The sequence below is a fragment of the Clostridium neonatale genome (assembly GCF_001458595.1).
GTDB lineage: Bacteria > Bacillota > Clostridia > Clostridiales > Clostridiaceae > Clostridium > Clostridium neonatale.
This window is the reverse complement of the sequence record NZ_LN890328.1, coordinates 840,982-865,644: the sequence shown is the minus strand read 5'-3', so window position 1 is coordinate 865,644 and position 24,663 is coordinate 840,982. Positions and strand designations below refer to the sequence as shown.

Here is a 24,663-nt window from a genome sequence, read left to right as displayed (position 1 = left end):
GCTAAAATTTTTATGCATCTATCGATTATTTTGTCGTTAATAGTTCATCTGCCCAAATTTGTATTGTTATTTTTAATTCAAAAAAATGGAACTAAAATTCTATTATATTTATCTTTCTAAAATCCTTACTAACTGCTTTAATAATTAATCATATTATAACGTTACTTGCTAAAAATTATTCATAAGAAAAACTATATTAAAATAATTTTCTTATAAGCTTAGCTAGATTTTTTATATAAACATATAAAATTTCAATTCCATTTTAAATTATCTTTTTATTTTTTAAGTATATATTGTTTTAACCAAACTACTGACCATTATTTATTATTCTGTTAATTAAGACAGTAAGTTATCTATTGTTTTAACTAATCCCTCAACTTCTGGTTTACTTAATTGTGCATTTGCTCCTACTGATTCTCCTTTGTGTCTTAGCTCATCAGTAATTAATGAAGAGAATACTATAACAGGAAGTTTTTGTAATATAGGATCTTCTTTAATTTTTCTTGTTAATGTAAGACCATCCATTCTAGGCATTTCTATATCTGTTATTAGTAATTGTACATCTTCTCTAAAGTTTTCACCTTTTTTAGCCTTAAGTTCAGTTAAATAATCTAAAGCCTGCTGTCCATCATCAAAAATTCTTAAATTTCTAAATCCTGCTTTGGTTAATGTATCTTTTAATAGTCTTCTTATTAAAGCTGAGTCATCTGCAAGCATGACTTTTATATTTGATCTATCTTTATAGTCTACATTTACAAGTCTGTCTTCACTTATTCCAGAGCTTGGACAAATATCTGTAACTATTTTTTCAAAGTCAAGCATTATCAAAACTTTTGTTCCAAGAAGAATATTCCCTACAGACAATGAGTTTTCTGATAAATCATCTGGTTTTCTTATTTCTTCCCATTTAATACGATGTACAGCTATAATATCATCAATATTAAATGCTACCTTTATTTTATTAAACTCACATATTATAACTTTAGCACCTATATTTTTTGATTTTTGCTTTGTTAAAATATATTTTAAATCTACTAATGTTAATATTTCATCTCTGCATAAAATAAGTCCTGCTATTTCAGGTCTAGGATCTGGAAGCTTTGTTAATCCATCCTTTGGCATTTCAATAACTTCTTTAACCTTAACAACATTAATTGCATAATGATTGCCATTTGCCACAAATTCTATTATCTCCAATTCTCCTGTTCCTGATTCTAATAATATGTCATTTTTAGTTTCCATAACATCTACCCCTTTACGCTTATATATTTAGTCATCTTCTCCTAATAATAAGATTATATCATTTATTCAACATTCTTCATATAATGTAAATCAAAAAATATCTTCAATTATTATCACATATTGAAGATATTTTAATTTATGTGTATAGAATTTTTTATATTTTGTTGAATTATAAGATACAACCATCGTTCTTTAACAATTTATATAAAGTTGGATTAAAATTAAATTCTTTAATTAAATTATTAACTTCGTTTAAAACTATATTTTTCTTTTCATCTGATACTTTGTTTTTGCTTGCTCGTATCAATATATTTTTAGGCGAATGAGCTATGTCTATAAATTCTAATAGCTGAGTTTTATATCCCATATATTCTAAAAGATTTCCTCTAATACTATCAGTCATAAGTGCAGCAATTCTTTCTTGTATTATTCCATAATTTGTTAGTATATTTAAATTTTCACTTTTCATTTGAGCATTTAGTTCATGTTGACAACAAGGTACAGAAAAAATCATTTTAGCATTCCATTTTATAGCATTATAAAGTGCATAATCTGTAGCTGTATCACAAGCATGAAGCGTTATAACCATATCTACTTTATTATTATATTTAAAACCATTTATATCACCAAGCTCAAAATGAAGATTTTCATAATTATATGCTTTAGCAATTTTATTACATTTATTTATAACATCTTCCTTAAGATCCAAACCAATCATTTTAACATTTATCTTTTTTATTTCTACAAAATAATGATAAAGCACAAAAGTTAAATATGATTTTCCGCACCCAAAATCTAATATAGTAAGTTCTTTATAATCTTTTTTCTTTATTTCATCATCGATTATTTCAATGAATCTGTTTATTTGTTTGTATTTATCATATTTAGAATTAACAACCTTTCCTTCCTTAGTAAATACCCCTAAATCAATAAGCGGTTTTATTATTGTACCTTCTTTAAGTATATAATTCTTTTCTTTATTATGACTTTTGTTTGACAGTTTAGTATTATTAGTTTTACTTTTACTTAAAAGAATTTTACCTTTTTTAGAAATCTTCATATCAAAAGTTGTTTTCTCTGACCATCCGTTAAGCTGCTTATAATTATTATAAACAAACTCTAAAATCTTATCTCTAAGTTCTTCTTTTTCTATATTCTCATGAAATACCTGTTTATCAGTATACTTTTCAATTTGATAATATTCCTTTTTCTTATTTTCTTTTAAAAATATACTTATTTTATTATACTTATTTTCTTTATTTATTTTATTGCTTATAACTATCTTTATCAGTTCATCATTTAACATATCATCTATTGCTTTTATTAAATCTTCCATTTATATAACACACCTATCATAAAAAATAATATAGTATACAAAAGATTTTTATAACTTTGTATACTATATTATTATATATTGTAAAGATATTATTTCAAACATAAAATATGAAATACAATAAATTTGTTCTTATATATTTGTTTTTATCTACCAGCGGCCCCCTCCAACCTTTACACTCCAATTTTTCAATTTTCTTGAGTTCTTTTCTTTTTGGTATGCCATATATTCCTTTTCACCTTTTAATCTTCTTTTTTTATATCATTTATTGTTTTTATAGTAAGTTCTCTTGCAGTCATATATTTATACCTCCTTACTAATACTATTTACAATTAAATTTTCTCATAATTTTTATAAATCTAATCGCAGTATTATTAAATTGAGGCTATATATATGTTATATCTTCTTTTATTTTTTATTCTTCATCTTCTTTATTATTCTGATTTTTTTCTTCTTTTTCTTTTTTCATACTTACTTTTGTTATAATCTCTGGAACCATTTCAATTAATGCTTCTAAATTATTTTTACTTTTAATTGGAAGCATGCTTACTTCACCTTTTTTAATTACAACAATTGCATCAGGAGTAATTCTTGCACCACCGCCACCGCCTGCTCCATCGCTATCTATACTTTTATTATCGCTTCCTTTTCCTCCACCAGCTCCACAGCCAAAGAATACGCTAATAATTGGTACAAGAGTTACTTCTCCTACAACTATGGGTTGTCCAACTACAGTTTCTGTTTTTATAAATCTTTCAAAATTACTAAATATAGAATCAATGCTTTCTTTAAAATTATTTTCCATAAATCTCTCCTCCTAAAATCTTAACTTATTAATTTATAATTTATATTGATCAATATGTTTTATACTATTTAATACACATCTTTGGCTTTAAATGTTTCATATTTTTTTCTTTTTTTGAAAAGATTATTTTTCTAATATCTTTTTTCATTAAAAGATGAATAGTTTTAAATATAATTATAAATCCTAAAATTTTTCCCATGATTTCTAGTTCAATATGGTAGACTTCTTCTTCAAATCTGGGGAAAAGATTAATGTTGTTGTTTGGATAAGCTGTATTTATTATGCTTATTAGTCCAGATAAAATACCCGTCATAGATGGATCTTCAAATCCATAAATTCCATCTGCTTTTATATATTTGGGCTTAATTATATTTAAAACTTCTTTCGTATAGTTGCAAAGTATATTAAAAAGATTCTTATTAAATTGAATCTTCTTTGAGCTTTTTTCTTTTATTTCTGACTTTTTGGTTTCTCTGGTTTTAAATTTTTTTTTATCTGCCATCGAAATATTTATCCCACATAAACTTATTTGCATTTTTACTTTTGAACTTTCTTTTTCTCTTGATATAATAAGCTTTACTAATCCAAATAACAACTTAACACATGCATTTCCATAAAATCCTTCATCAATGGATCCTTTAACTATATATCTAAATGGTACAAAAATTATAGCTGTAAGTATTAATGAAATTATTATCAATACTACACTTATGATTTTCAATCCCAAAAGCAATATTGCCATTTTTTACACCGCCTTTAATATTTTATACAGTTTACTTTTTGCTAGTTTGCTGTTTTCAAATTTACTTTGGCAGTACCTTCCTGCTGATTTTTTTACAATATTAGTAGTTATGGCAATATTCTTTTTTATCAGCTTATCATACGGATTATTATATCTAAGCTTATATCCATCTAAAATTGTGGATTTCATTAATCGTATACTTTCTTTATAATTGTTATATGTTATTTTTGGTTTTTCTTTTTCAACTTCATTTAAGCAGTTATCGATAATAAGTTCACTTAAATCTGATAACCTTTGTGGAATTTCAATATCTTCAAAATCAAAAGCTGCTAGTTTACCTTCCATATTTCTTATTTCAATTAATTCTTGCGCGCATTCCTTACAATATTTCAAATGTTCTTCCAAAATTATTTTTTCCAAGGGTTCTATTGAATTATCTGCATAAGAATATAACAATCGCTTGTCCATATTGCACATTATTTATTCACCTCCATAACTTTTTCAAGTTTTTTCTTAAGAATAGCTTTTGCACGATAAATTTCAGTTTTTATGGTCCCCAATGGCCTTCCAATAAGTTCTGCTATTTCATTATATGATAATTCTTCATAATATCTAAGAACTATAACCATTCTATATTCCTCTGGCATCTCAGTAAGATATTTTTTTATTATGGTTTTAGTTTCTAAATTAATAACTTCATCTAGAACATCTTCTTCTGACACAAATGTATCTCCTAATGTTACCTCACCATCAATGTCATTTATACATACATTCATAGATACCACATTATTTTTAATTGTTCTTGTAAAGTTTAAACATGTATTAACTGAAATTTTTCTTATCCATGGATGAAATGGCATCTCTGTATCAAATTTGTCAATATTCTTAAAAACCTTAATATATATTTCCTGTACCATATCAAGTGCATCATGCGGATTCTGTACATAATTGAAACATAAAGAATATAAATATTTTTCATACATATTATACAATTTCATAAATGAATATTTATCATATTCTTTACATTTTTCAATGAGTTTCTTGTCTACCTCCACATTTATTCCCCCACTTTTAATATGAACTTCATTTAATATTAATCTATATATAACCATACACTTATAAATTATAAAAAGTTTCACTTATTTGAAATTTTTCATAACACTTCTCTTCATTCTTTAATTTTACCTCTTACTTTAAAAGAATAACTTAAATTTATAGTGCAGAAAAAAAGGAACTATCACAGATTATTTAATGTGACAGCGCCCTAATCTTTACTTCTCTTCTATTTTTCTTTTACTGGAATCCATATTGCACTTTCATAATCAAAAGAATTACAATTTCCACATGAATACCACTCAACATTTATTCCCATTTCAATCTCATAATCTGGATTACCAGGTAACCATTCTTTAAAAATTTGAGTATTCACAGACTGTAATGATCCTGGCAGAGGACCTGTACATTTAAATTTCGCCCACTTTGCTTTCGGAATTTCAAATATTTTCATTCCTTTCGGTATATTACCACCATTATATTTTCCTGCAATCATATAACGAAATTCTTTCTTTCCTGGTGCATCTTCAATGCATATTCCAAATTGCCCAATCATACATTCTTCAATTACTCTTTTAGTTTCTTTACTATTTTTATCATTAATACAATTTTTAGAAAATTCCTCCCAGAACTTTGGAATTTCAGTGTAAGCTGTTTCGTAAGCAAAATTTCTATCACACCCAATTACTTTAATAACGTCCATTTTTTCTATTGTATAATCCATATCGTTTCCTCCTCTAATTGATACAATAATTTTAAGAGGTAAAAAGGTCTTTATTTTTCTTGTATCTCCTTTCAGTTGTTTTGGAGATACTCCATGGAAACGGCTGAATGCTTTTGTAAAACTTTCTGGACTATCATAACCATATTTATATGCCAAATCAATTATTTTTTCCTTATTTGATATTAGCTCCAACGCGGCCATATAAAGCCTGCGATTCCTAATATACTCACCTATAGAATACCCTGTCATAATTTTAAATCCCTTCTGAAAATAAAACGATGACATATATACTTGATCAGCCACTTCATCTGCTCCAATATCTTCTAGCAGATGTTTTTCCATATAATTAATTGCCCTCTTTAAGCTTTCTGTCCATTCCATTTACATCACCTCTCACCAATATTCTATATCATGGACATAATTAAATCTTGTCATTTTCTGCTCTCTTCTGTCCATTTCAATTTCATATTAATTACTCTTCATACACTTTGCGTATCTACATATGGAAAAATCGAACAATAATCATTGAGCATTCTTTTGAATTCATCCCATTCAACGAATTTTGCGCCCATACTTTCCAAGTGATCTGTATGAACCTGACAATCTATAAAAGCAAAATTCTCTTCTTTTAATTTTTCAGCTAAAGTTATAAGTGCAATTTTTGAGCTATTGTTTACTTTTGAAAACATAGATTCACCAAAGAAGCATTTTCCAATTTTAACACCATAAAGTCCACCAACTAATTCTTCATTTAAATATGTTTCAACACTCATTGCATATCCAGCTTTAAATAAATCTATATATGCACTTTTCATATCTTCTGTTATCCAGGTTCCTTCTTCATCTTCACGTGTAATTTTACAGTTATTTATTACACCTTCAAAATCTGTATTAAATTTAACTTCGAATATATTCTTTTTAATTATTTTTCTCATTGATTTTGATACTTTAACTTCATCTGGCTTTAATATAAATCTAGGTTTTGGGCACCACCATAAAATAGGTTCACCTTCGTTATACCATGGAAAAATCCCATTTGAATACGAAAGAATCAGTCTTTCTATTGATAAATCTCCACCAACTGCTAAAAGTCCGTCCTCTTCCGAAAGTTCTGGATCTGGAAATATTAATTCTTGTGGTAATCTATAAACTGCCATTTAAACTCTACCGCGCTGCTATATTTTATTGCAGTCCTTTCTTTAAATTTATTGTCTATTTATAATAAACTTAGCATTTCTATACAAATATCATTATTCTTTCTATTTATATAATATCATATGTCCTTTTATTTAGTATATATTAGAAACTAATATATACTATACTCAAAAAGCAATATCTAACTCAAGTTATGTTTTTTATAATAACGCTCGAGATCCAATAATGTTATTAAAAGTTTGGTATAGTATGTATGTAGAAAGCATCTATTGTGATATAAATTGGAATGATGATATTATCAATATAATAATAAATGATTACGATTCAAAATATAAATAGAGGATACATCAAAATCACTTAATTATGATGTATCCTCTTTCACATTATTTACTAACATTAAATTTTTCTTCATCTTTATGAGATTTATCAAATAAATTATTATATTGATACTTCTCGTATTCTTTTATATCATCACTGTATGGGCTTTCTTCATCATATTTATAATACTTTCCATCAGCTCCAATATATCCATTAACATTCATTGCTGGAATCTCTTCTCTAAGCTTAAGTAAGAATTTATTATAATCTGACATTTCTAAATTAGCTGTATTTAATAATATAGATGATAAATAATTTGCACTTATTGTACCTAAATCCTGTTCTTCTATATCATAATTTGCCCATATTCTAAATGGAACTGTAAATTTTGTTTGAAGATCTTCTAAATTATCTAATGAAAATAAAGAAGTTCCTCTTCTTGTATATATCTCTTCATAGAATTTTTGTTCAATTGGAGGCATATGATCCCCAAAGAAAACAACAATTGTTGGTTCATCTATTCCTTGTAAATAAGTAAGAAGATTTTTAAATGCTTCATCAGAGCGTTTTGCTAAGCTTAAAAACTGATTTGCTTGAGTTGTATTTTTCATGTCAGTTATCTTAACATCACTTTCAAATACATCTTCACCAAAGTTATATCCACCATGATTTTGAATAGTTACATTAAATATAAACTTAGGTTTATCATCGCTTTTATCTTCTAACACTTCTTTAATTTTATCATAACTACTTTCATCACTTATATAGCATCTATAATAAGATGGATCTACAAAATCTTCTGAATCATAAAATTCACTAAAACCAAAATCTTTATATACGGTGTTACGGTTCCAACCTGTTCCTGGATATGGATGTATTGCTGTACTTTCATATCCTTGCTCATTTAATATACTCGTTAAGTTTCCCATAGGTTTTGTAACATATTGCTGATATGGAATACTACCAGCTGGTAAAAAGGCCATACTGTTTCCTGTTAAAAACTCAAACTCTGAATTACATGTATTACCTCCAAAAACTGATACAAGCATATTTCCCTTTATTGTATTTTCACTCATGTTCCTGATAAATGGCATATAATCTTCATTTGTTTTAAAATCTGCAATTACACTTGGATCTCCAAAAGATTCATTCATAATTGCAATTATATTGGGTTTCTTAGATTGTGTAGTAACATTGTTTGAAAATACTTCCATGGTTTTATCACTGTCACTACTAGCTAAAACTGTTTGCCCAATTGTATTTGGATCGTAATTTTCCGGCTTTTCAACTATTAAAAATTTACTGTTATTTATAAAGCTTGCAAAAAAGCCATTTTCTCTATATCCAACATTTTGTTCCCAAAGGTTTACTGTAAGTCCAATATTCTTTAGAAAATCAGTTTTGTATACTGTAACAGCACTTGTAGTTCCAACAACTAAGAAAACAGCTACTAAAGCTAAATTTCTTTTTAAACTATTTTTCCATGTATAATTTTTATTGAAAATAGAAATAACTAAAACTAACAGTAAAACTATAAATGGCACTATAATTTTATAGTCTAAAAAATTATATGTGAAATTTCCAGCTACACTTGCTGCTGTTTTAAATGAACGTAAATCTGATGGTAAAATAGGTGTATTACGAAATTCTGCTACAAAATGATTTGAAACACCTATTATAAAAAATAAAATATTTCCTATTATTGTTGTGTATCTAGTACTTTTTATTAATGCAAATAAAATACCATACACAAACACATAACAAAATATATTTGCTAAAATAGCATTTATATTTAATTTAAATATATTCCCACCTTGAAGCATTTCTATTGACCAAAATGATATTAGTGGTGATAAACATAATAATATAGTAGCTATTTTGAAATCGTATCTCTTAAAATTTTCTTTTAAATTATATAAAATATTCTTCATAACCTATTAATTTATATCCCCCCATATTAAGTTTTTGTTTGCATTCTGTTAAATTCATATTAAAACTTTCTTGCTATATCATATACTATCACTGTATCAAATTATTATCAATGCTTTTACGTTGACATATCTTCCTTCTTTTAACTAAATAATAAATAGCATTCTAAAGCACCTAGGAAATTTCAGAGTATACAAGCTTTTTGTAATATGTTTGTAATATATTTTTAATATATTATTTCATAAATATATAGGAATATGTTTTAGATAAATGTTGTTAAATAATTTTTACTTATCTTAAGATATGCAAAATACTGGCATTGAATTTTTAATCGTCTGTTTACCAACATTTTCTTAAAACACATCATTATACAAAGCAGAAAATATATTAATATATATGTTCTAATTAAGAATCTTCATTAAAATCTGCCCTAAACCCAAAAGGATATATGGTTCATATGAAGTAACTTTATTGGAACTTATATATATTGCAATAATAAAATTACATTTAAAATATTTACACCCTAAGTAGATACCAGCATACAAAATGTAGAAAACTAATTGCAACATATATAGTAAATTTTTTATTGCTTCATAATAATAAAAAAAGCTGCTATGCAATAAAAATATGGATTTAATCCATACATATCACATAACAGCCATAGTAGATGTTTTTATAATTTTTTAACAAATTCTGATTTTAGCTGCATTGCCCCAAAACCATCTATTTTACAATCAATATTATGATCGCCTTCTACTAATTTTATATTCTTTACTTTAGTTCCTTTTTTAAGAGCAGAAGAACTTCCTTTAACTTTAAGATCCTTTATTATTGTTACAGAATCTCCATCGTTTAATATGTTTCCATTAGAATCTTTAACAACAAGTACATCATCAGTATTTTGGTTTTCTGAATTTAAAGTCCATTCATATGCACATTCTGGACAAATAAGAATATTTCCATCCTCATAAGTATATTCTGAATTACACTTTGGGCATTTTGGCAAAGCTTGCATAAATTCATTCCTTTCTCTCTTGTTATAATTACTTATAAGTATATATAAAAATCTAATTAAGATATTAAATATCTATTATTAAGATATTTATACTCATAGATTAATATAATATCATATCCTTATTATATTAACAATTTAATATTAAAAACTGTTTTTATTTTACTTTTTTGATGTTATTTCCTATTTTGTTTAATTTATTCATCTTTTCTATTGCTATTATATATAATACTTCTTATAATATATCCAATAAGCAAAGATGCATTTATTTTCTGCATCTTTGCTTTTTTATTTTGAGTGGGGGTTATTTTATGAAAAAAAGAGTATTAAGTTTAGTTTTAGGAGTACTTATGTCTATTACTTTTATATCTTGTGGTAGTACATCATCATCTCCATCTGATTCAAAGTCCGAGTCATCATCTAGTGAATCCACAGCATCCGGTGACACAATTCCAATAGGAGTTATTTCACCATCAAGTGGTGCATTATCAGATTATGGTATAGCCGTTAATAATGCAATTGCACTTGCTATTGATGAGATAAATGCCAGCGGAGGTGTCCTTGGAAAACAAATTAAAGCAACATATCTTGATGATAAACATGATAGTGCTGAAGCTGTTAACTGTTACAACAAATTAAAAGGAGATAAAGTTGTTGCAGTAATCGGATCAGTTGCTTCTGCTGATACATCTGCCATTGCTTCTGTCGCAGCAAAAGATGGTAAATTAATACTTACTCCAACCAGTACAAATGATGCTATAACTGGTCTTGGAAATAGTATATTCAGAGCATGTTACACAGATTCACACCAAGGTGAAATTATGGCAACATTTGCATCTAAAAATTTAAAAGCCAAAACTGCTGGAATACTTTATAACACTACTGATGAGTATTCTACTGGTCTTAAAGATTCTTTTGAGAGTGCTGGTAAAAATTCAGGATTAGAAATTACAACTACTGAAGGATACGGAAATGGTGATGTTGACTTTAATACTCAGCTTACAAAAATAGCTTCATTAAATCCTGATGTATTGTTTGTTCCTGATTACTATGGCACTGATACTTTAATTGCTTCTCAAGCAAGAGCTGCTGGATATACTGGCCCAATACTTGGTGCAGATGGATGGGATGGTGTAATTGAGGCAACTGATTCTGGCTCTATGGAAGCATTAAATAATTGTTTCTTCTCAAACCACTATTCTTCTGATGATACTTCTGAAAAAGTTCAAAACTTTATCAAAGCTTATAAAGATAAATACGATGGTAAAACTCCAAATGCTTTAGCAGCATTAGCTTATGATTCAACTTATATGGTTAAAGAAGCACTTGAAAAGGCTGGCGCTACTGATGATGCATCTATTGTAAAAGCAATGACTGGAATGACATATGAAGGTGTTACTGGAAATATAGCTTTAGATGAAAATAGAAATCCTAAGAAAGGTGCTGCAATTATAGAAATTAAAGACGGAAAATACACTTGGAATTCTACTGTTGAATAAAACTTAATTATATCTTTCAACAAATTCAAAAGGAGTATTTCAAATTGAAGTACTCCTTAATTATATTTTTATATTAAGAAAGGAAGTGTATTCATTGGATGCAAATTTTATAATATTTTTTAAACAGCTCATAAATGGGCTTCAAATTGGAAGTGTTTATGCTCTAATCGCTTTAGGATATACCATGGTTTATGGAATCATTAAGTTAATAAATTTTGCTCATGGTGATTTTATAATGGTTGGAGGATATATTATAGTTTTCACCATTCCATTCTGCAGCGCTTTTGGAATTCCTATATATATTAGTGTTATCCCTGCAATAATAATGTGTGCAATCTTAGCAATGCTTGTTGAGCGTATTGCCTATAAACCATTAAGAGGTGCTGGTTCCCTCTCTTCATTAATTACTGCTCTTGCTGTGAGCTTACTTCTTGAAAATTTATGTTTAGTATTATTTACTTCTTCGCCAAGATCTGTACCTGCAATGTTTTCAAAAGATAATGTAGCTTTAGGTGGTATTTCTATTACCCAAAGCTCAGTTCTTACAATTTCAATAAGTATCATCGTCATGCTTATTCTTCAATTATTTGTCAAGAAAACAAAACTTGGAAGATCTATGCGTGCTGTTTCAGAAGATAGGCAAGCATCAGTTCTAATGGGAGTAAAAGTAAATAGAACAATTTCATTAACTTTTGCAATTGGATCTGCACTTGCTGCTGTCGGTTCATTAATGTATGTTGCTTCTTATCCTAAAGTAGAACCTTATATGGGCATGATGCTTGGATTAAAGGCATTTATTGCTGCTGTTTTAGGAGGTATAGGTAGTATTCCTGGTGCTATGGTTGGTGGATTTGTCATAGGTATTGTTGAAAGTATGACTAAAGCATATATAAATTCACAGCTTGCAGATGCCTTTGTATTTGGAATACTAATTATAGTTTTACTTGTTAAGCCAACAGGACTGCTTGGTAAAAATATAGGTGAGAAAGTGTAGGTGATAATTTATGAAAATGCCAAAAGAAAAATTAAGATCAACTCTTATTAATCTAGGTGCTTTAATTATAGCGTTTATAGTTCTTGTTGTTTTAGTTAAAGGTAATTTAATATCAAGCTATATTCAAGGAATAATCGTACTTGCATGTATAAATATTATACTTACTACATCTTTAAATATTACTACAGGTTTTCTTGGGCAGATTGCTTTAGGTCATGCTGGATTTCTAGCAATTGGTGCTTATACCTCAGCTTTAATTTCAATGAGTTTAAAAAGTTTTGCAATGCCTGATATGGCAAGATTTTTCATTGCAGTCTTAGGTGGCGGCATCTTCTCTGGATTCTGTGGAGTCTTAGTTGGTATTCCTGCATTACGTCTGCGTGGTGACTATCTTGCAATCATAACGCTTGGATTTGGAGAAATAATACGTGTTATCATTCAAAACTTAAAAATAACTGGTGGTGGAAAATCATTAATAGGAATTGATAATTTATCTAATATATATGTTATATTTTGGATTACTGCGCTTATTGTAGGCGTTCTATTTACTTTTGTTCGTTCAAGATATGGACGTGCTATACTTGCAATCAGGGAAGATGATATAGCTTCTGAGTCATCTGGACTTAACAATACATTCTTCAAAGTATTAGCTTTCAGTATTGCAGCTTTCTTTGCTGGAATTGCTGGCGGTATCTTTGCACATCATTTAACAGTTTTAAATGCAAGCGGACTTGGATTTATGAAATCCACTGAATATGTAGTTATGGTTGTTCTTGGTGGAATGGGCTCACTTACTGGTTCAGTTTTATCTGCTATTATACTAACTATTTTGCCAGAGGCTTTAAGAGCCTTTTCAAAATATCGTATGCTTTTATATTCTATAGTTTTAATACTTGTTATGATTTTTAAACCATCCGGACTTCTTGGAACATATGAATTTTCATTAACTAAATTTATTGATAAATACATTTTACGTAAACCAAAAGATGCATCATCAAAAGTTCAGTATATACAAGATGAAAAAAAGGACGGTGTAATTAATGAGTAATAATGTAGTATTAAAAGCTGAAAATCTTGGAATTGCTTTTGGAGGATTAAAAGCAGTTGATAATTTTAATATGGAACTTGGCGAAAGTGAACTTGTTGGACTTATAGGCCCTAATGGAGCTGGTAAAACGACCATTTTCAATCTTCTTACTGGAGTATATAAGCCTACTTATGGTAAGCTTACTTTAAATAACAAAAAAATGAATGGTAAAAAAACTTATCAATTTGTTAATGAAGGCATTGCAAGAACATTTCAAAATATAAGATTATTTAAAAAAATGACTGTTCTTGATAATGTAAAAGTAGCATTTAATAAAAATATGAAGTATTCTATTCCACATGCTATTTTTAGATTAGGATCTTACTGGAATGAAGAAGAAGAAATTGATAAAAAATCACGTGAGCTTCTTTCATTATTTAATATGGAAGACAAAGCTGACTATTTAGCTGATAACCTTCCTTATGGTCAGCAGCGTAAACTTGAAATTGCACGTGCTCTTGCAACCGATATGAAAGTTTTACTTTTGGATGAACCTGCTGCTGGTATGAATCCAACTGAAACTGCTGAACTTCTTGAATGTATTAATTTGATTCGTAAGAAATTTAATATTTCGATTTTACTAATCGAACATGATATGAGCCTTGTTATGAATGTTTGTGAAAGAATTATAGTTATCGACTATGGTGTAACAATAGCTAAAGGACTTCCAAATGAAATTGCCAATAATCCAAAAGTTATTGCAGCATATCTTGGAGAATAGGAGGATACTTATGTTAAAAGTTTCAAATTTAAATGTATCTTATGGTGCAGTACATGCAATTCATAATGTTAACCTTGAAGTTAATGAAGGTGAAATAGTTTCATTAATTGGTGCCAATGGCGCTGGAAAAACTACAATACTTAACACAATTACAGGACTTAAGGATGCTACATCAGGATCAATAACTTATAATGATACTGACCTTAGAAAAATTGATCCAAGCAATATTGTTACACTTGGCATGGCTCATGTTCCAGAAGGAAGACATGTTTTTTCTCAAATGACAGTAGAAGAAAATTTAAAAATGGGTGCATATTATAGAAAAGATAAGCCAAAAATTGAACTTGATATATATGATATTTATAAACGCTTTCCAAGACTTAAGGAACGTTATAAACAAACAGCTGGCACATTAAGTGGTGGTGAACAGCAAATGCTTGCAATGGGACGTGCTATAATGTCGCAGCCTAAAATTCTTCTTATGGATGAACCTTCTATGGGATTATCTCCCCTTCTTGTAAAAGAAATTTTTAAAATAGTTGAAGAGCTTCACGACACAGGCATAACCATATTATTAGTAGAACAAAATGCTAAAATGGCTCTCTCAATTGCAGACAGAGCTTATGTTCTTGAAACTGGTCATGTGAGCATGACTGGAAACGCAAAAGAACTTCTTGCTGATGACATAATCAGAAAAGCTTACCTAGGTGCTTAAAATTGCCTTTTTATTGTTGCAATAGACATTCAAAATTTAATGAATGCCATCAAAATAAATGTCTTAAATTCTGCTGACTTTGCAAAAAAATTAACTAATAATCCAAATACCACTGGTTGAAATCAACACCGTTTTCATCAATATAAAATTTAGCAAACATTTTGTTAACAACCATTTATGTAATGACTCCAGAGTTTATTTTTAAGTATAAGCTGCTATGTTACAGCAATGTAGCAGCTTATAGTATATAAGTATTAATTATATTCTCGTAATCGTTGTAATTAAGCATAAATAAAATTAGTACTATACATATATATTGTTACAATTTCATATGGGCTAATGTTTTAAACTAATGTTGTTAAAGTTATCTTTATCTATTATGTACGTGCCTTAATACTTATATTACATATAATAAAAGATCTTTGAAATATATTACCTTTAAATTTCGCTTATATTGCACAAGCAATGATATTAATTACAACATACATATTATACTTTTTGAGATAAATTATATGTTAAATCAAGACTATTGAATTTTCTATACACATTAAAAATAATAAAGTATGAAAGATATCCTTCTAAATATTTTGTTGCTACACCTTTAAATCCACCTATCCATATTTTTAAATTCCTTCTAAAATTTTTTACACATTCCTCTTTATATGCATTTAAAACTATTCCTTTATTATGTTTCTTTGCAGTATTCATCATATACCTGTCGTAGTCTGGGACTATGTAAGAAGCTTCTTTTATTTTTGAATATACTAAGTTCTTAAAATTATTTTCATCCCAAAGCTCCTTACATACTGGCGCAATAATCATTGAATCACGTCTATCTTTTGCAGCTACAATCCACACATTTCTTCTTTTTGAAGTAGTAATATTTCTGCATCCTTTAAAATTTTCCTTTTCCATTGCTTTTGTTATAAAAACTTTTCCTTCTAGCCTATCATCTTTTATATCTTGAGACATTTTCTTCATAATTTTATGTCTCCATATAAAAGCTGTCCTTATATTTATTTCTAATATTTTCGAACATGCTCTTAAAGACTTCTTCTGAAGCATTAGTTCCATAAATTCAACCCATTTTTCTGGCTGCTTTTTTGAATAGCTCCATAAAGCTTTCGTGGTTCTAGAAAAAGTTTTGTCACATTCTTTACATTTATATCTTTGTATTCCATTATATCTTCCAAATTTAATATAGCTTCTCCCATTACAATTTGGACATTCATTAATACATCTGTTTTTATAAATATCATATTTCAAAAGATATCCTGTATGTTTTCTTAATTGTTCAAGATTGATATCTTCTTGTATCATAATAATCTCCTTTATAAAAATAAAATTATTTAAAATCAAACTACTATTATGATACTTGCCAAAAAACAGCTTTTTTAAACTTGACAACATTTTTTTAAAACATCTCTTTATAGAATTTAAGAACTAATACTAATCCTAAACCAGTAATAACATTGACACTATTCCAGTATTAAATTATAAAATAATTTCAAAATAAAAAATGATGTATATATGAGTTTAGAGCTAACAAATAACTGTCATCCCAAAACTCAGTTCTACATCATATACTTTTTATATGAAACTTCCAATTTTATTTAACTATGAATCATTTATTCCCATTTTCATTTTCTTTTTTTCAATAATATCAGCAAGTCTACTTCTAATCATCCTTAAATAACTCTTGTATTTCACAAACTTTGTTAATATATTTCTTGAGTATTTCTTTATCTATTTTTTCTACTTCAATAATATTATCAAGTTTCATTCTACATACTTCCTGAGGGTTTTGCTTTTCAAACTCTCTGTTAATATATTTTTGTAGTATTTCATCATTTATTTTATGATATTTTTCTGTACTTGCCCAAATCTTAGAGAATTCTATGATATCATCATATCCCAAACAACTTCTTATTGGCTCTATTAATTTTTTTATAAGAATCATACACTGGATACTTTCATCATCTATTTTTGTATTTCTAATAGACTTAGCCAATTCAAATGAAAGAACTAAATCAATATGCTCTGATCCCCTGCCTTCCAAAACCATCTTCACACTCTTATTATAAAATTCATGAACAATATCATTTTCATCTATAAGCTTTACTGAAATAAGACCTTCTTCCTCAATCGTCCTAAAAAGTTTTGCCAGTCTTACAAATAATTCATCAATTTTTTGTCCCATTTATACCACTCCTCTTTTTGTATCTTATTTAATTCTCAAAAATTTCTTTCCTTTATATATCCGTATTTCATTGCCTCTCTCAATAGCCTTATTTTCCAGCCATCTTTCACAGCTATTATCCTTTAAGGCTTTATTATTTAGATCTTTAACTGCTTTTTCTAATTTTCTGATCGCTATATTTTTATTCATTTTTTGATTTCTTTCTTCTGTCGCTTCAACAATTAAATTAAGTAGTTCATAAATCGCTCTAACCCCACTTTCAACTTTGTTTACATTTTGTCCACCATTTCCACTGCATCTAAAAGTCTCAAATTTTATTAAATCTTCATCCAAATAATATTCTTGTATCCCACTTATTACTGACACATCAATAAACCAGTTTTTTCTCTTATGATTCTTTCTATAAGGGCTTTCACAAATCCATTTAATACTGCCCTCCAAGAATGATAAATCATCGGTACTTTCTACTACCACATATTTATATGTGTCTTTATATTTACCTTTACTTGTTTCAACTATCTCTAAATTCTTAAATTCCTTTTTAATAGAATCTAAAAATTTTCTTACAGCTAATTCACATTCTTCTGGACCATTACCTGCACTTATTTGTAATCTCAACTTAACAGACCCCTAACCTTTAAATGTAATTAAGGGCTTCATAGTTGCCACAACTTTAATAAGATCATACTCTACAAGGCAATTAATTATTACATCAATATTTTTATACGCTTCAACTGCTTCTTCATAAAGTAAATTAGAATCATGACAAATTACACTGCTCTTTAATTTTGTTTCTTTTATTGATTCTTTTGTATATTTATTTTCTAATCTTCCTTTGCATAAATTTCTTGGCCACTTTCTGCCTGCTCCATGGCATAATGAAAAGCCTGAAATTTCTTTATTATTTGTTGGCATTACAATATAACTTAAGCTTCCTCTTGATCCTGGAATAACTACCATCCCTTTTTCACTGCTTACAGCACCTTTTCTATGAACAAATATATCATCCTTTTGTTCAACAAAATTGTGATAACAGTCAATTGTCACTTCATTTTCTATCCTAAATCCCAAATACTTAGTAAGTTTATCAGCTACTTCTTTTCTATTGATTTTTGCCCAAACAAGAGCTTTATCATGTTCTTTTAAATATTCTTTTGCAATTTCAGAATTACAATCTAATCCATCATAGTTTAAATATTTCTTTAAAATTTCTTCACCATAATTTCTTGAGCCACAATGAACAAGCATCATGATATCATCCTTATTAAAGTTTAATTTCTCAAACTCTTCATTATCAAAAACTTCATCTAAAATTTGAAATTCTGCAAAATGATTTCCACCACCAATAGTTCCAAAATTAAAAATTGGACACTTTTCTTCAGAATTACTCGAATCATCAAAATCATTAAAATTATTAAAATCATTGATATTTTCAATATTCTTAAGATTTTCAATTTTTTCAAGTTTTCTAAGAATTTTATCTTTTTTGAATTTTCTTTTAATAATATTACTTTTTATAAACATCATTCCACACCCAATATCATTCCCTATCAAATGTGGATATATTTTATTTTTAACATCTATTACTGCACCTATGGGTCCCTTCCCATAATGAAGATCTGGAAACCCTACTGCTCTTATTACATTTTCTAAATTTGAAACGCTGTTTAGTTGCTCTATTGCATTACTTTCAATAAAACATTTATCGTTTTTTATTATTTTTATTTTGTCCATTATATATTTCTCTCCTCTTAATTATGAATGTAGGCATGTATAAAGTTTTTCATTTCATCTTTAACTATTTCTTTCTTCATATGCCTTGCCTATTAGATTTTTAATAGAAATTGCTAAATGATATTTCCTAAAAAAGGTATAAAAAATCCGTGACAACAAAAGCCACGGAAAAAATTCATTTTTAATATCTGCAAAATTTAATAATACACAAAATGTATTATATAACATAAATTCTTTAAAAATAAATATAAATAGGCTGTTGCTTTATATAAAATTATTCAGTTATTACCTCACATCTACTTACCATCATATAAAACACATCCTTTCATAATTAATAAGAAATAAATCTTACAGTATTATATTAAGACAGCCTCTTATAATTGTCAATACTTAGAAATAATTTTATTTATTTCATAAACTTTCTCAAAAGCTTGATTTTATCATTAAAAGGTGCAAACCTAATGGGAAGTTCCATAAATGTCTTTCTATTTATTACACCCTTTTTATGAGTAAATACATCAAAGCTGTACTTTCCATGATACGCTCCAACTCCGCTAGGTCCAACACCTCCAAACGGAACATTACATGAACCACCATGGAGCGTTACATCATTTATTGTAGCTCCGCCACTTGAAATTCTTTTTAATATATCTTCTACTTTTTCTTTGCTTTCTGAAAAATAATACATTGCAAGAGGTTTATCTCTATTATTTACATAATCTATAACTTCATTTATTTCTGCAAATTCTAAAACTGGAAGTATTGGTCCAAAGATTTCTTCATTTAATATTCTACTATTTTCTTTTATATTAGTTAATATTGTAGGTTCAAAGAAAAGTTCTTCTTCATTATATTTTCCACCATAAAATACATATCCATCTTCTAAATATGAAGATAACCTTTTTATTTCTCTTGAAGATATAATCCTTGTATAGTCTTCACTTTTCCTTAAATCATCTCCGTACTGTTTGTGTATTTCCTTTACCATGAAAGTTAAAAGTTCATTTTTAATATCCTTATGAACATACAAATAATCTGGTGCTATACATGTCTGACCACAATTTAATAATTTTCCCCAAACTATGCGCTTTGCTGCCATTTCTAAATTTGCATCTTTATCTACAATGCATGGGCTCTTACCACCCAGCTCTAATGTTATTGGTATAAGTCTTTTTGTGGCCTTTTCCATGACTATTTTCCCAACTGTAGTACTTCCAGTAAAGAAAATATAATCAAAATTCATATCCAAAAGTTCTGTTACAATTTCTTTTCCTTCATTTGCTCCAACAACTTTAATATATTCTTCATCAAAATTATTATTAATAATCTCTTCTAGTAAATTAGAAATATGTGTACTATGTTCAGAAGGCTTAATTATTACAGTGTTTCCAGCAGAAATAGCACCAATTAACGGAATCAATACAAGCTGAAAAGGATAATTAAACGGTCCAATTATGAGCACATTTCCATAAGGCTCTTTGTAGAGGTACGATGAACTTGGGAAAAACATTATTGAATTCTTTAGTCGTTCTCTTTTGGCATACTTATGAATGTTTTTTATATGAAGGTTAATTTCATCATAAACAAGTCCAACTTCTGTTAAATAACTTTCAAAATTTGATTTACGTAGATCTTTATTTAAAGCTTCTAGTATTTTTTCTTCATTTTCACTAATTATATTTTTTAAATTTATTAGCGTTTTTCTTCTAAAATCTATGTTTAATGTGTTTCCATCAAAAAAGTAATTTTTCTGTTTTTTTAATAATTCTTTTAATTCCATCAAAATCTCCCAAATTGATAAATTTATAATTTTTTATAACTTTTAAACTCTTTTATTCTTTTATCCAATATTCTGAGCAATCATTATTCCTCTCTAGATAACCATACTCAATTAAGGCACGCCTGATACTTGCATAATCTTCATATATTCTTTTTAAGATCCTGTTTACTTCTTTTTCTGAATATTTACGATCCTTATTAAAATTTTTGACTATTTCTTCAAGAACTATAATCTTTTTCTTCTCTCTCGCTGGATAGCTTTTTAAAAAACCATCTTCATTAAAGTAGGTCTCTTTAACTTTTTCTTTTTCCTTATCAGTTATATTGAATCTATCATCTACAGATTTTGCACTTTTATGTGCATCACACATGCTTCCCTTATCCAAATTATTTATCTTCTTATCAGTTTTTTCATTTAAAAGCTCCATCATTGCAAGAAAAATTTTTGACTGCTTTTCCTTTTCACGAAGCTTATATCTGTGATTTCTTATTGTTGACTGAGCTATGCCTATTTTTTCTGAAATTTCCTTATCAGAAAGTCCTGAATAAAACATATTTATAAGGTCTTTTTGCACATCTGTTATTCCAGTAAAGCTTGAATTCATATTAACTAGATAATCAAGCATGCTTATATGCTTTTCTTCAATATGAAATTCAGTTGCTTTTTTCGCATCATACAAAAGCGATTTTACTTCATATATTCTGCCTTTAGTGAAGTTTTCACCACATATTAAGCATTTATACTCATCTTTGTCCTCTATATATCCATTCTTCACTTCTTCTATAGATGAACTCCAGAATTGTTGATTTTCTTTTTCATTACTCATCTTTATTCCTCCAGTATTTAGCACCATCTTTGGTTCTGCTTAAAAATTTGTAATCAATCATTCCGCGTCGTAGTAAAAAATAATCATTAAACGTATGGATTTCATCTATGATTGCATTAACTTCCTTTTCAGTATAAAACTTATCATATTCAAATTTGTTGCTTAAATACTTTAAAATTTCAATCTTTTTGTCCTTTTTAGATGGCCAGGTTTTAATTTTACCACATTCATCTAAAAACCTTTGTATATTATCCATAAATTCTGCCTCCTTAATATACAATCTATTCTTCTAATTATATTTTATAAACAATTTTAAATTTTGTCTATAGATAATTAAACATTTATCACTTTTGTTTATTTTATATTTATAAATATAACTTATACATGTATATTTTAATATCAATTTTATATCAGAGTAAATAAATAAGGTTACAAATATTTGAAATGTTTATATACTATATACTAAGTATAATGTCTATTTAAATATTTATTGAAAGGAGCATTGTTAATGAATACATCCGATAATAGATTTAATGATTTATTTGATGATTGGGCTGATACCTATGACGATACCATAACTACTACTGATGGTGAATATAAAGAAGTATTTCAAAATTATGATAAAATACTATCAGAAACTACACTTCATATTGCAAAATTTAAAAGGGCAAGTGTTATTGAAATTGGTTCTGGAACTGGTAATTTAACATACACTTGCAGCCTGGCTGGCTATAATGTTACTGGTTTTGAACCAAATTCTAAAATGCGTAGTATTGCAGCTAATAAATACCCTTCACTAAACTTTGCCTATGGCACATTTTTATTCTTACCAATAGCAAACCATAGCATTGATTCAATAATCAGCAGCTATGCTTTCCATCATCTAACTGATGATGAAAAATACAATGCGGTAAAACTATTTAAAGAAAAACTAAAATCTGATGGAAATGTAATAATTGCAGATACTATGTATGAGACCCTTGAAACAAGAGATATTTTAATTAATGAATCTTATAATAATAACTACCTATCTCTTGCACATGATTTAGAAACCGAATTTTATACAACTCATAAGGTGCTGTCTGAAGCATTTGAAAGTGAAGATTTTAGGGTAGATTTTGTGCAAATGAATAAATTTGTATGGATTTTAACTGCTAGATTAAAATAATAAAAAAAATCGCAAATCCATAATTCTCGATTACATACTATCTATTTGACAGCATGTAGTTCATTTATTGGATACTGCGATTTTTAACTATAACGTAAATTTGCATAATTTGTAAATAAGCTTTCATCTAAATATTTTCTAAATCGGAAATACTTTCTACATTAAAAATATTTTCTAAAAAACATAGTCATTTTTGGCCTTTTTATAGTGGATTTTTTATTTATATTTTTTAATATTTTAATTAATTCCAGCTTCAATTAGATTAATTTCAAGATCTATATTATCTCCATCCCATACATTATTTTTGTATTTATATTCTACTTTATCTATGGCAGCTAGCATTATTACTTTAGTTGTTCCCCCATCAAGTGATTTTCCATCATTAGTCATGCTACTCTTAATTGCTAATTCTTTATATCTAAATACAATACTTTGAGCTTCCATATTGTTATTTACAAATCTTAATTTTTCTTCCAATCGTTTTCTCTGCTTTCCCACTACAATTGCTTTTTTTATTAATTCTGGATTGTTTTCATTTAGATCATATAAGTCTTCTTTAGATACATATTCTCCTCTTGCTATTTTACATGCAATGATTTCTTCTTTTGTTCTTTCTATATTTTCCTGTATATCACTAAAGAAATCAATTTCTATTTTGTCATCATCCAATAAGTTATTTTCATATCCCTTTTTTTCATGTTTTTTATTTTTCATTAGATTATTATTTTTTGATGAACCTTTTTGATTAGGGAAATTCCATTCTGTATATAAGCTATTCTTTTTACGTAAATTACTCTTATCATACACATTACTCGAGTCTTTCACACTACTTATTTTGGAAATACTGTCTCTATCACTCATATAATCACTTCCCTATCTAGTATTTGTTAACTTATTTTCGGAATATTTTATTCTTTCTTTACTATAATATGAATATCTTCACCTAAATAAATATAGAAATATAAATTAAACATACCTTTGTAAATTTCATTCTATAAAAGTGAATACTAAACCATTTAAATAAAGGACGTACTGAGTTTAGTGTGAATAACCGAAATAAAGCTCTTATGAGGTGCTCGCTTGCTACAAAAATGAAGCTAAGAATTCAAACATGCAGACTTGCACCCACAAATGTTTGCTCCAAGGCATATAATGCTTAGTGAGGTACGAACTTAGCAGTATAGCCCATCTTCATTTACCGATGAAGATGTTTCCTTTAATATGCGTTGGACAAACAATTGTGGAACAAGTCTACATGAAGAATTCTAAAGCTCAATTTTTGAATGCAAGACACCGCACACATAAGAGCTTTATTTCTTTGTTTCATCTAAATTCAGAGTATCTGTATTATTGCAGCTATACATAAATACATTTTTAAATTAAGGAATAGTTATTTATAGATATTAAAGATTTAAAAGTTAATATTTTACCATTTTTTAAAAGATATAGATTTATAAATATCAGAATATAAATCCTTACGAATGTGCACTTATAAGGAAACCTATTCATCATTATATGAATAGGGGCTATACTGCTAAGTTCGTACCTCAGCAAGCATTATATGCCAAAGAGCAGCTATGCTGTAATTCGGAACTTTTCTTATATATTGGGGAATACTTGGATTTT

24 protein-coding genes are annotated in these 24,663 nt (G+C 27.7%); 6 read left to right on the top strand and 18 right to left on the bottom strand.

Annotation, left to right across the window (positions count from 1 at the left end):
* Window positions 1-336 precede the first annotated feature (336 nt).
* The 10 genes from BN2920_RS11150 to BN2920_RS11105 all read right to left on the bottom strand — a co-directional run bounded on the left by BN2920_RS11150 (window position 337) and on the right by BN2920_RS11105 (window position 10,316).
* The gene (locus tag BN2920_RS11150) at window positions 337-1,242 is read right to left on the bottom strand and encodes a chemotaxis protein (protein ID WP_058295081.1); all 906 of its coding nucleotides are present in this window, start codon (window positions 1,240-1,242) and stop codon (window positions 337-339) included.
* 169 nt (window positions 1,243-1,411) lie between these two features.
* Complete coding sequence (locus BN2920_RS11145; protein ID WP_058295080.1) at window positions 1,412-2,578, bottom strand: class I SAM-dependent methyltransferase; 1,167 nt, start codon at window positions 2,576-2,578, stop codon at window positions 1,412-1,414.
* A 412-nt stretch (window positions 2,579-2,990) separates the two neighbouring features.
* Window positions 2,991-3,380, bottom strand: coding sequence for a GerW family sporulation protein (locus tag BN2920_RS11140; RefSeq protein WP_058295079.1), 390 nt, complete (start codon window positions 3,378-3,380; stop codon window positions 2,991-2,993).
* Between the two features lie 64 nt (window positions 3,381-3,444).
* Entirely contained in the window at window positions 3,445-4,122 is a 678-nt protein-coding gene (locus BN2920_RS11135; RefSeq protein ID WP_058295078.1) for a DUF2953 domain-containing protein, read from the bottom strand.
* Between the two features lie 3 nt (window positions 4,123-4,125).
* Window positions 4,126-4,590 carry an anti-sigma factor family protein gene (locus BN2920_RS11130; RefSeq protein ID WP_172437915.1) on the bottom strand — a complete coding sequence of 155 codons (465 nt, stop codon included), beginning with the start codon at window positions 4,588-4,590 and terminating at the stop codon, window positions 4,126-4,128.
* Window positions 4,591-4,598: 8 nt separating this feature from the next.
* Window positions 4,599-5,177 (bottom strand): RNA polymerase sigma factor, encoded by a 579-nt coding sequence (locus BN2920_RS11125; RefSeq protein WP_058295076.1) that lies wholly within the window; start codon window positions 5,175-5,177, stop codon window positions 4,599-4,601.
* Window positions 5,178-5,404: 227 nt separating this feature from the next.
* Window positions 5,405-6,280, bottom strand: a complete 876-nt coding sequence (locus BN2920_RS11120) for an AraC family transcriptional regulator (protein ID WP_058295075.1) — start codon at window positions 6,278-6,280, stop codon at window positions 5,405-5,407.
* A 98-nt stretch (window positions 6,281-6,378) separates the two neighbouring features.
* Window positions 6,379-7,056, bottom strand: coding sequence for a leucyl/phenylalanyl-tRNA--protein transferase (gene aat, locus BN2920_RS11115; protein WP_058295074.1), 678 nt, complete (start codon window positions 7,054-7,056; stop codon window positions 6,379-6,381).
* A gap of 381 nt (window positions 7,057-7,437) precedes the next feature.
* Entirely contained in the window at window positions 7,438-9,303 is a 1,866-nt protein-coding gene (locus BN2920_RS11110) for an alkaline phosphatase family protein (RefSeq protein ID WP_058295073.1), read from the bottom strand.
* Between the two features lie 671 nt (window positions 9,304-9,974).
* A complete protein-coding gene (locus BN2920_RS11105) occupies window positions 9,975-10,316 on the bottom strand; it encodes a zinc ribbon domain-containing protein YjdM (RefSeq protein ID WP_058295072.1) in 342 nt (113 codons plus the stop codon).
* A gap of 308 nt (window positions 10,317-10,624) precedes the next feature.
* Between BN2920_RS11105 and BN2920_RS11100 the strand changes: the two genes are divergently transcribed.
* The 5 genes from BN2920_RS11100 (at window position 10,625) to BN2920_RS11080 (ending at window position 15,329) form a co-directional block, all read left to right on the top strand.
* Window positions 10,625-11,812 carry an ABC transporter substrate-binding protein gene (locus BN2920_RS11100; RefSeq protein ID WP_058295071.1) on the top strand — a complete coding sequence of 396 codons (1,188 nt, stop codon included), beginning with the start codon at window positions 10,625-10,627 and terminating at the stop codon, window positions 11,810-11,812.
* A gap of 94 nt (window positions 11,813-11,906) precedes the next feature.
* The gene (locus BN2920_RS11095; protein ID WP_247607737.1) at window positions 11,907-12,806 is read left to right on the top strand and encodes a branched-chain amino acid ABC transporter permease; all 900 of its coding nucleotides are present in this window, start codon (window positions 11,907-11,909) and stop codon (window positions 12,804-12,806) included.
* 10 nt (window positions 12,807-12,816) lie between these two features.
* A complete protein-coding gene (locus BN2920_RS11090; RefSeq protein ID WP_097919291.1) occupies window positions 12,817-13,854 on the top strand; it encodes a branched-chain amino acid ABC transporter permease in 1,038 nt (345 codons plus the stop codon).
* Complete coding sequence (locus tag BN2920_RS11085; RefSeq protein ID WP_058295070.1) at window positions 13,847-14,614, top strand: ABC transporter ATP-binding protein; 768 nt, start codon at window positions 13,847-13,849, stop codon at window positions 14,612-14,614. Before BN2920_RS11090 ends, BN2920_RS11085 begins: the two co-directional genes overlap by 8 nt.
* Before the next feature lie 10 nt (window positions 14,615-14,624).
* Window positions 14,625-15,329, top strand: coding sequence for an ABC transporter ATP-binding protein (locus BN2920_RS11080; RefSeq protein WP_058295069.1), 705 nt, complete (start codon window positions 14,625-14,627; stop codon window positions 15,327-15,329).
* A gap of 489 nt (window positions 15,330-15,818) precedes the next feature.
* Here BN2920_RS11080 and BN2920_RS11075 read toward each other — a convergent pair whose 3' ends face one another.
* The 7 genes from BN2920_RS11075 to BN2920_RS11045 form a co-directional block, all read right to left on the bottom strand.
* The gene (locus tag BN2920_RS11075; RefSeq protein ID WP_058295068.1) at window positions 15,819-16,649 is read right to left on the bottom strand and encodes an IS1/IS1595 family N-terminal zinc-binding domain-containing protein; all 831 of its coding nucleotides are present in this window, start codon (window positions 16,647-16,649) and stop codon (window positions 15,819-15,821) included.
* Between the two features lie 358 nt (window positions 16,650-17,007).
* Complete coding sequence (locus BN2920_RS11070; RefSeq protein WP_058295067.1) at window positions 17,008-17,529, bottom strand: hypothetical protein; 522 nt, start codon at window positions 17,527-17,529, stop codon at window positions 17,008-17,010.
* Window positions 17,530-17,553: 24 nt separating this feature from the next.
* Window positions 17,554-18,147 carry a peptide chain release factor H gene (gene prfH / locus BN2920_RS11065; protein WP_058295066.1) on the bottom strand — a complete coding sequence of 198 codons (594 nt, stop codon included), beginning with the start codon at window positions 18,145-18,147 and terminating at the stop codon, window positions 17,554-17,556.
* A gap of 12 nt (window positions 18,148-18,159) precedes the next feature.
* A complete protein-coding gene (locus BN2920_RS11060) occupies window positions 18,160-19,263 on the bottom strand; it encodes an RNA ligase RtcB family protein (protein WP_058295065.1) in 1,104 nt (367 codons plus the stop codon).
* A 406-nt stretch (window positions 19,264-19,669) separates the two neighbouring features.
* A complete protein-coding gene (locus BN2920_RS11055) occupies window positions 19,670-21,046 on the bottom strand; it encodes an aldehyde dehydrogenase (RefSeq protein ID WP_172437802.1) in 1,377 nt (458 codons plus the stop codon).
* Between the two features lie 49 nt (window positions 21,047-21,095).
* Window positions 21,096-21,869 carry a DUF2087 domain-containing protein gene (locus BN2920_RS11050; protein WP_058295063.1) on the bottom strand — a complete coding sequence of 258 codons (774 nt, stop codon included), beginning with the start codon at window positions 21,867-21,869 and terminating at the stop codon, window positions 21,096-21,098.
* Window positions 21,862-22,125: a DUF2087 domain-containing protein gene (locus BN2920_RS11045; RefSeq protein WP_058295062.1), complete on the bottom strand. Its 264-nt coding sequence runs from the start codon at window positions 22,123-22,125 to the stop codon at window positions 21,862-21,864. The genes BN2920_RS11050 and BN2920_RS11045 overlap by 8 nt, the downstream gene beginning before the upstream one ends.
* Before the next feature lie 252 nt (window positions 22,126-22,377).
* Between BN2920_RS11045 and BN2920_RS11040 the strand changes: the two genes are divergently transcribed.
* Window positions 22,378-23,037 carry a class I SAM-dependent methyltransferase gene (locus BN2920_RS11040; RefSeq protein ID WP_058295061.1) on the top strand — a complete coding sequence of 220 codons (660 nt, stop codon included), beginning with the start codon at window positions 22,378-22,380 and terminating at the stop codon, window positions 23,035-23,037.
* 237 nt (window positions 23,038-23,274) lie between these two features.
* Here BN2920_RS11040 and BN2920_RS11035 read toward each other — a convergent pair whose 3' ends face one another.
* The gene (locus BN2920_RS11035) at window positions 23,275-23,898 is read right to left on the bottom strand and encodes a hypothetical protein (protein ID WP_058295060.1); all 624 of its coding nucleotides are present in this window, start codon (window positions 23,896-23,898) and stop codon (window positions 23,275-23,277) included.
* Window positions 23,899-24,663 lie beyond the last annotated feature (765 nt).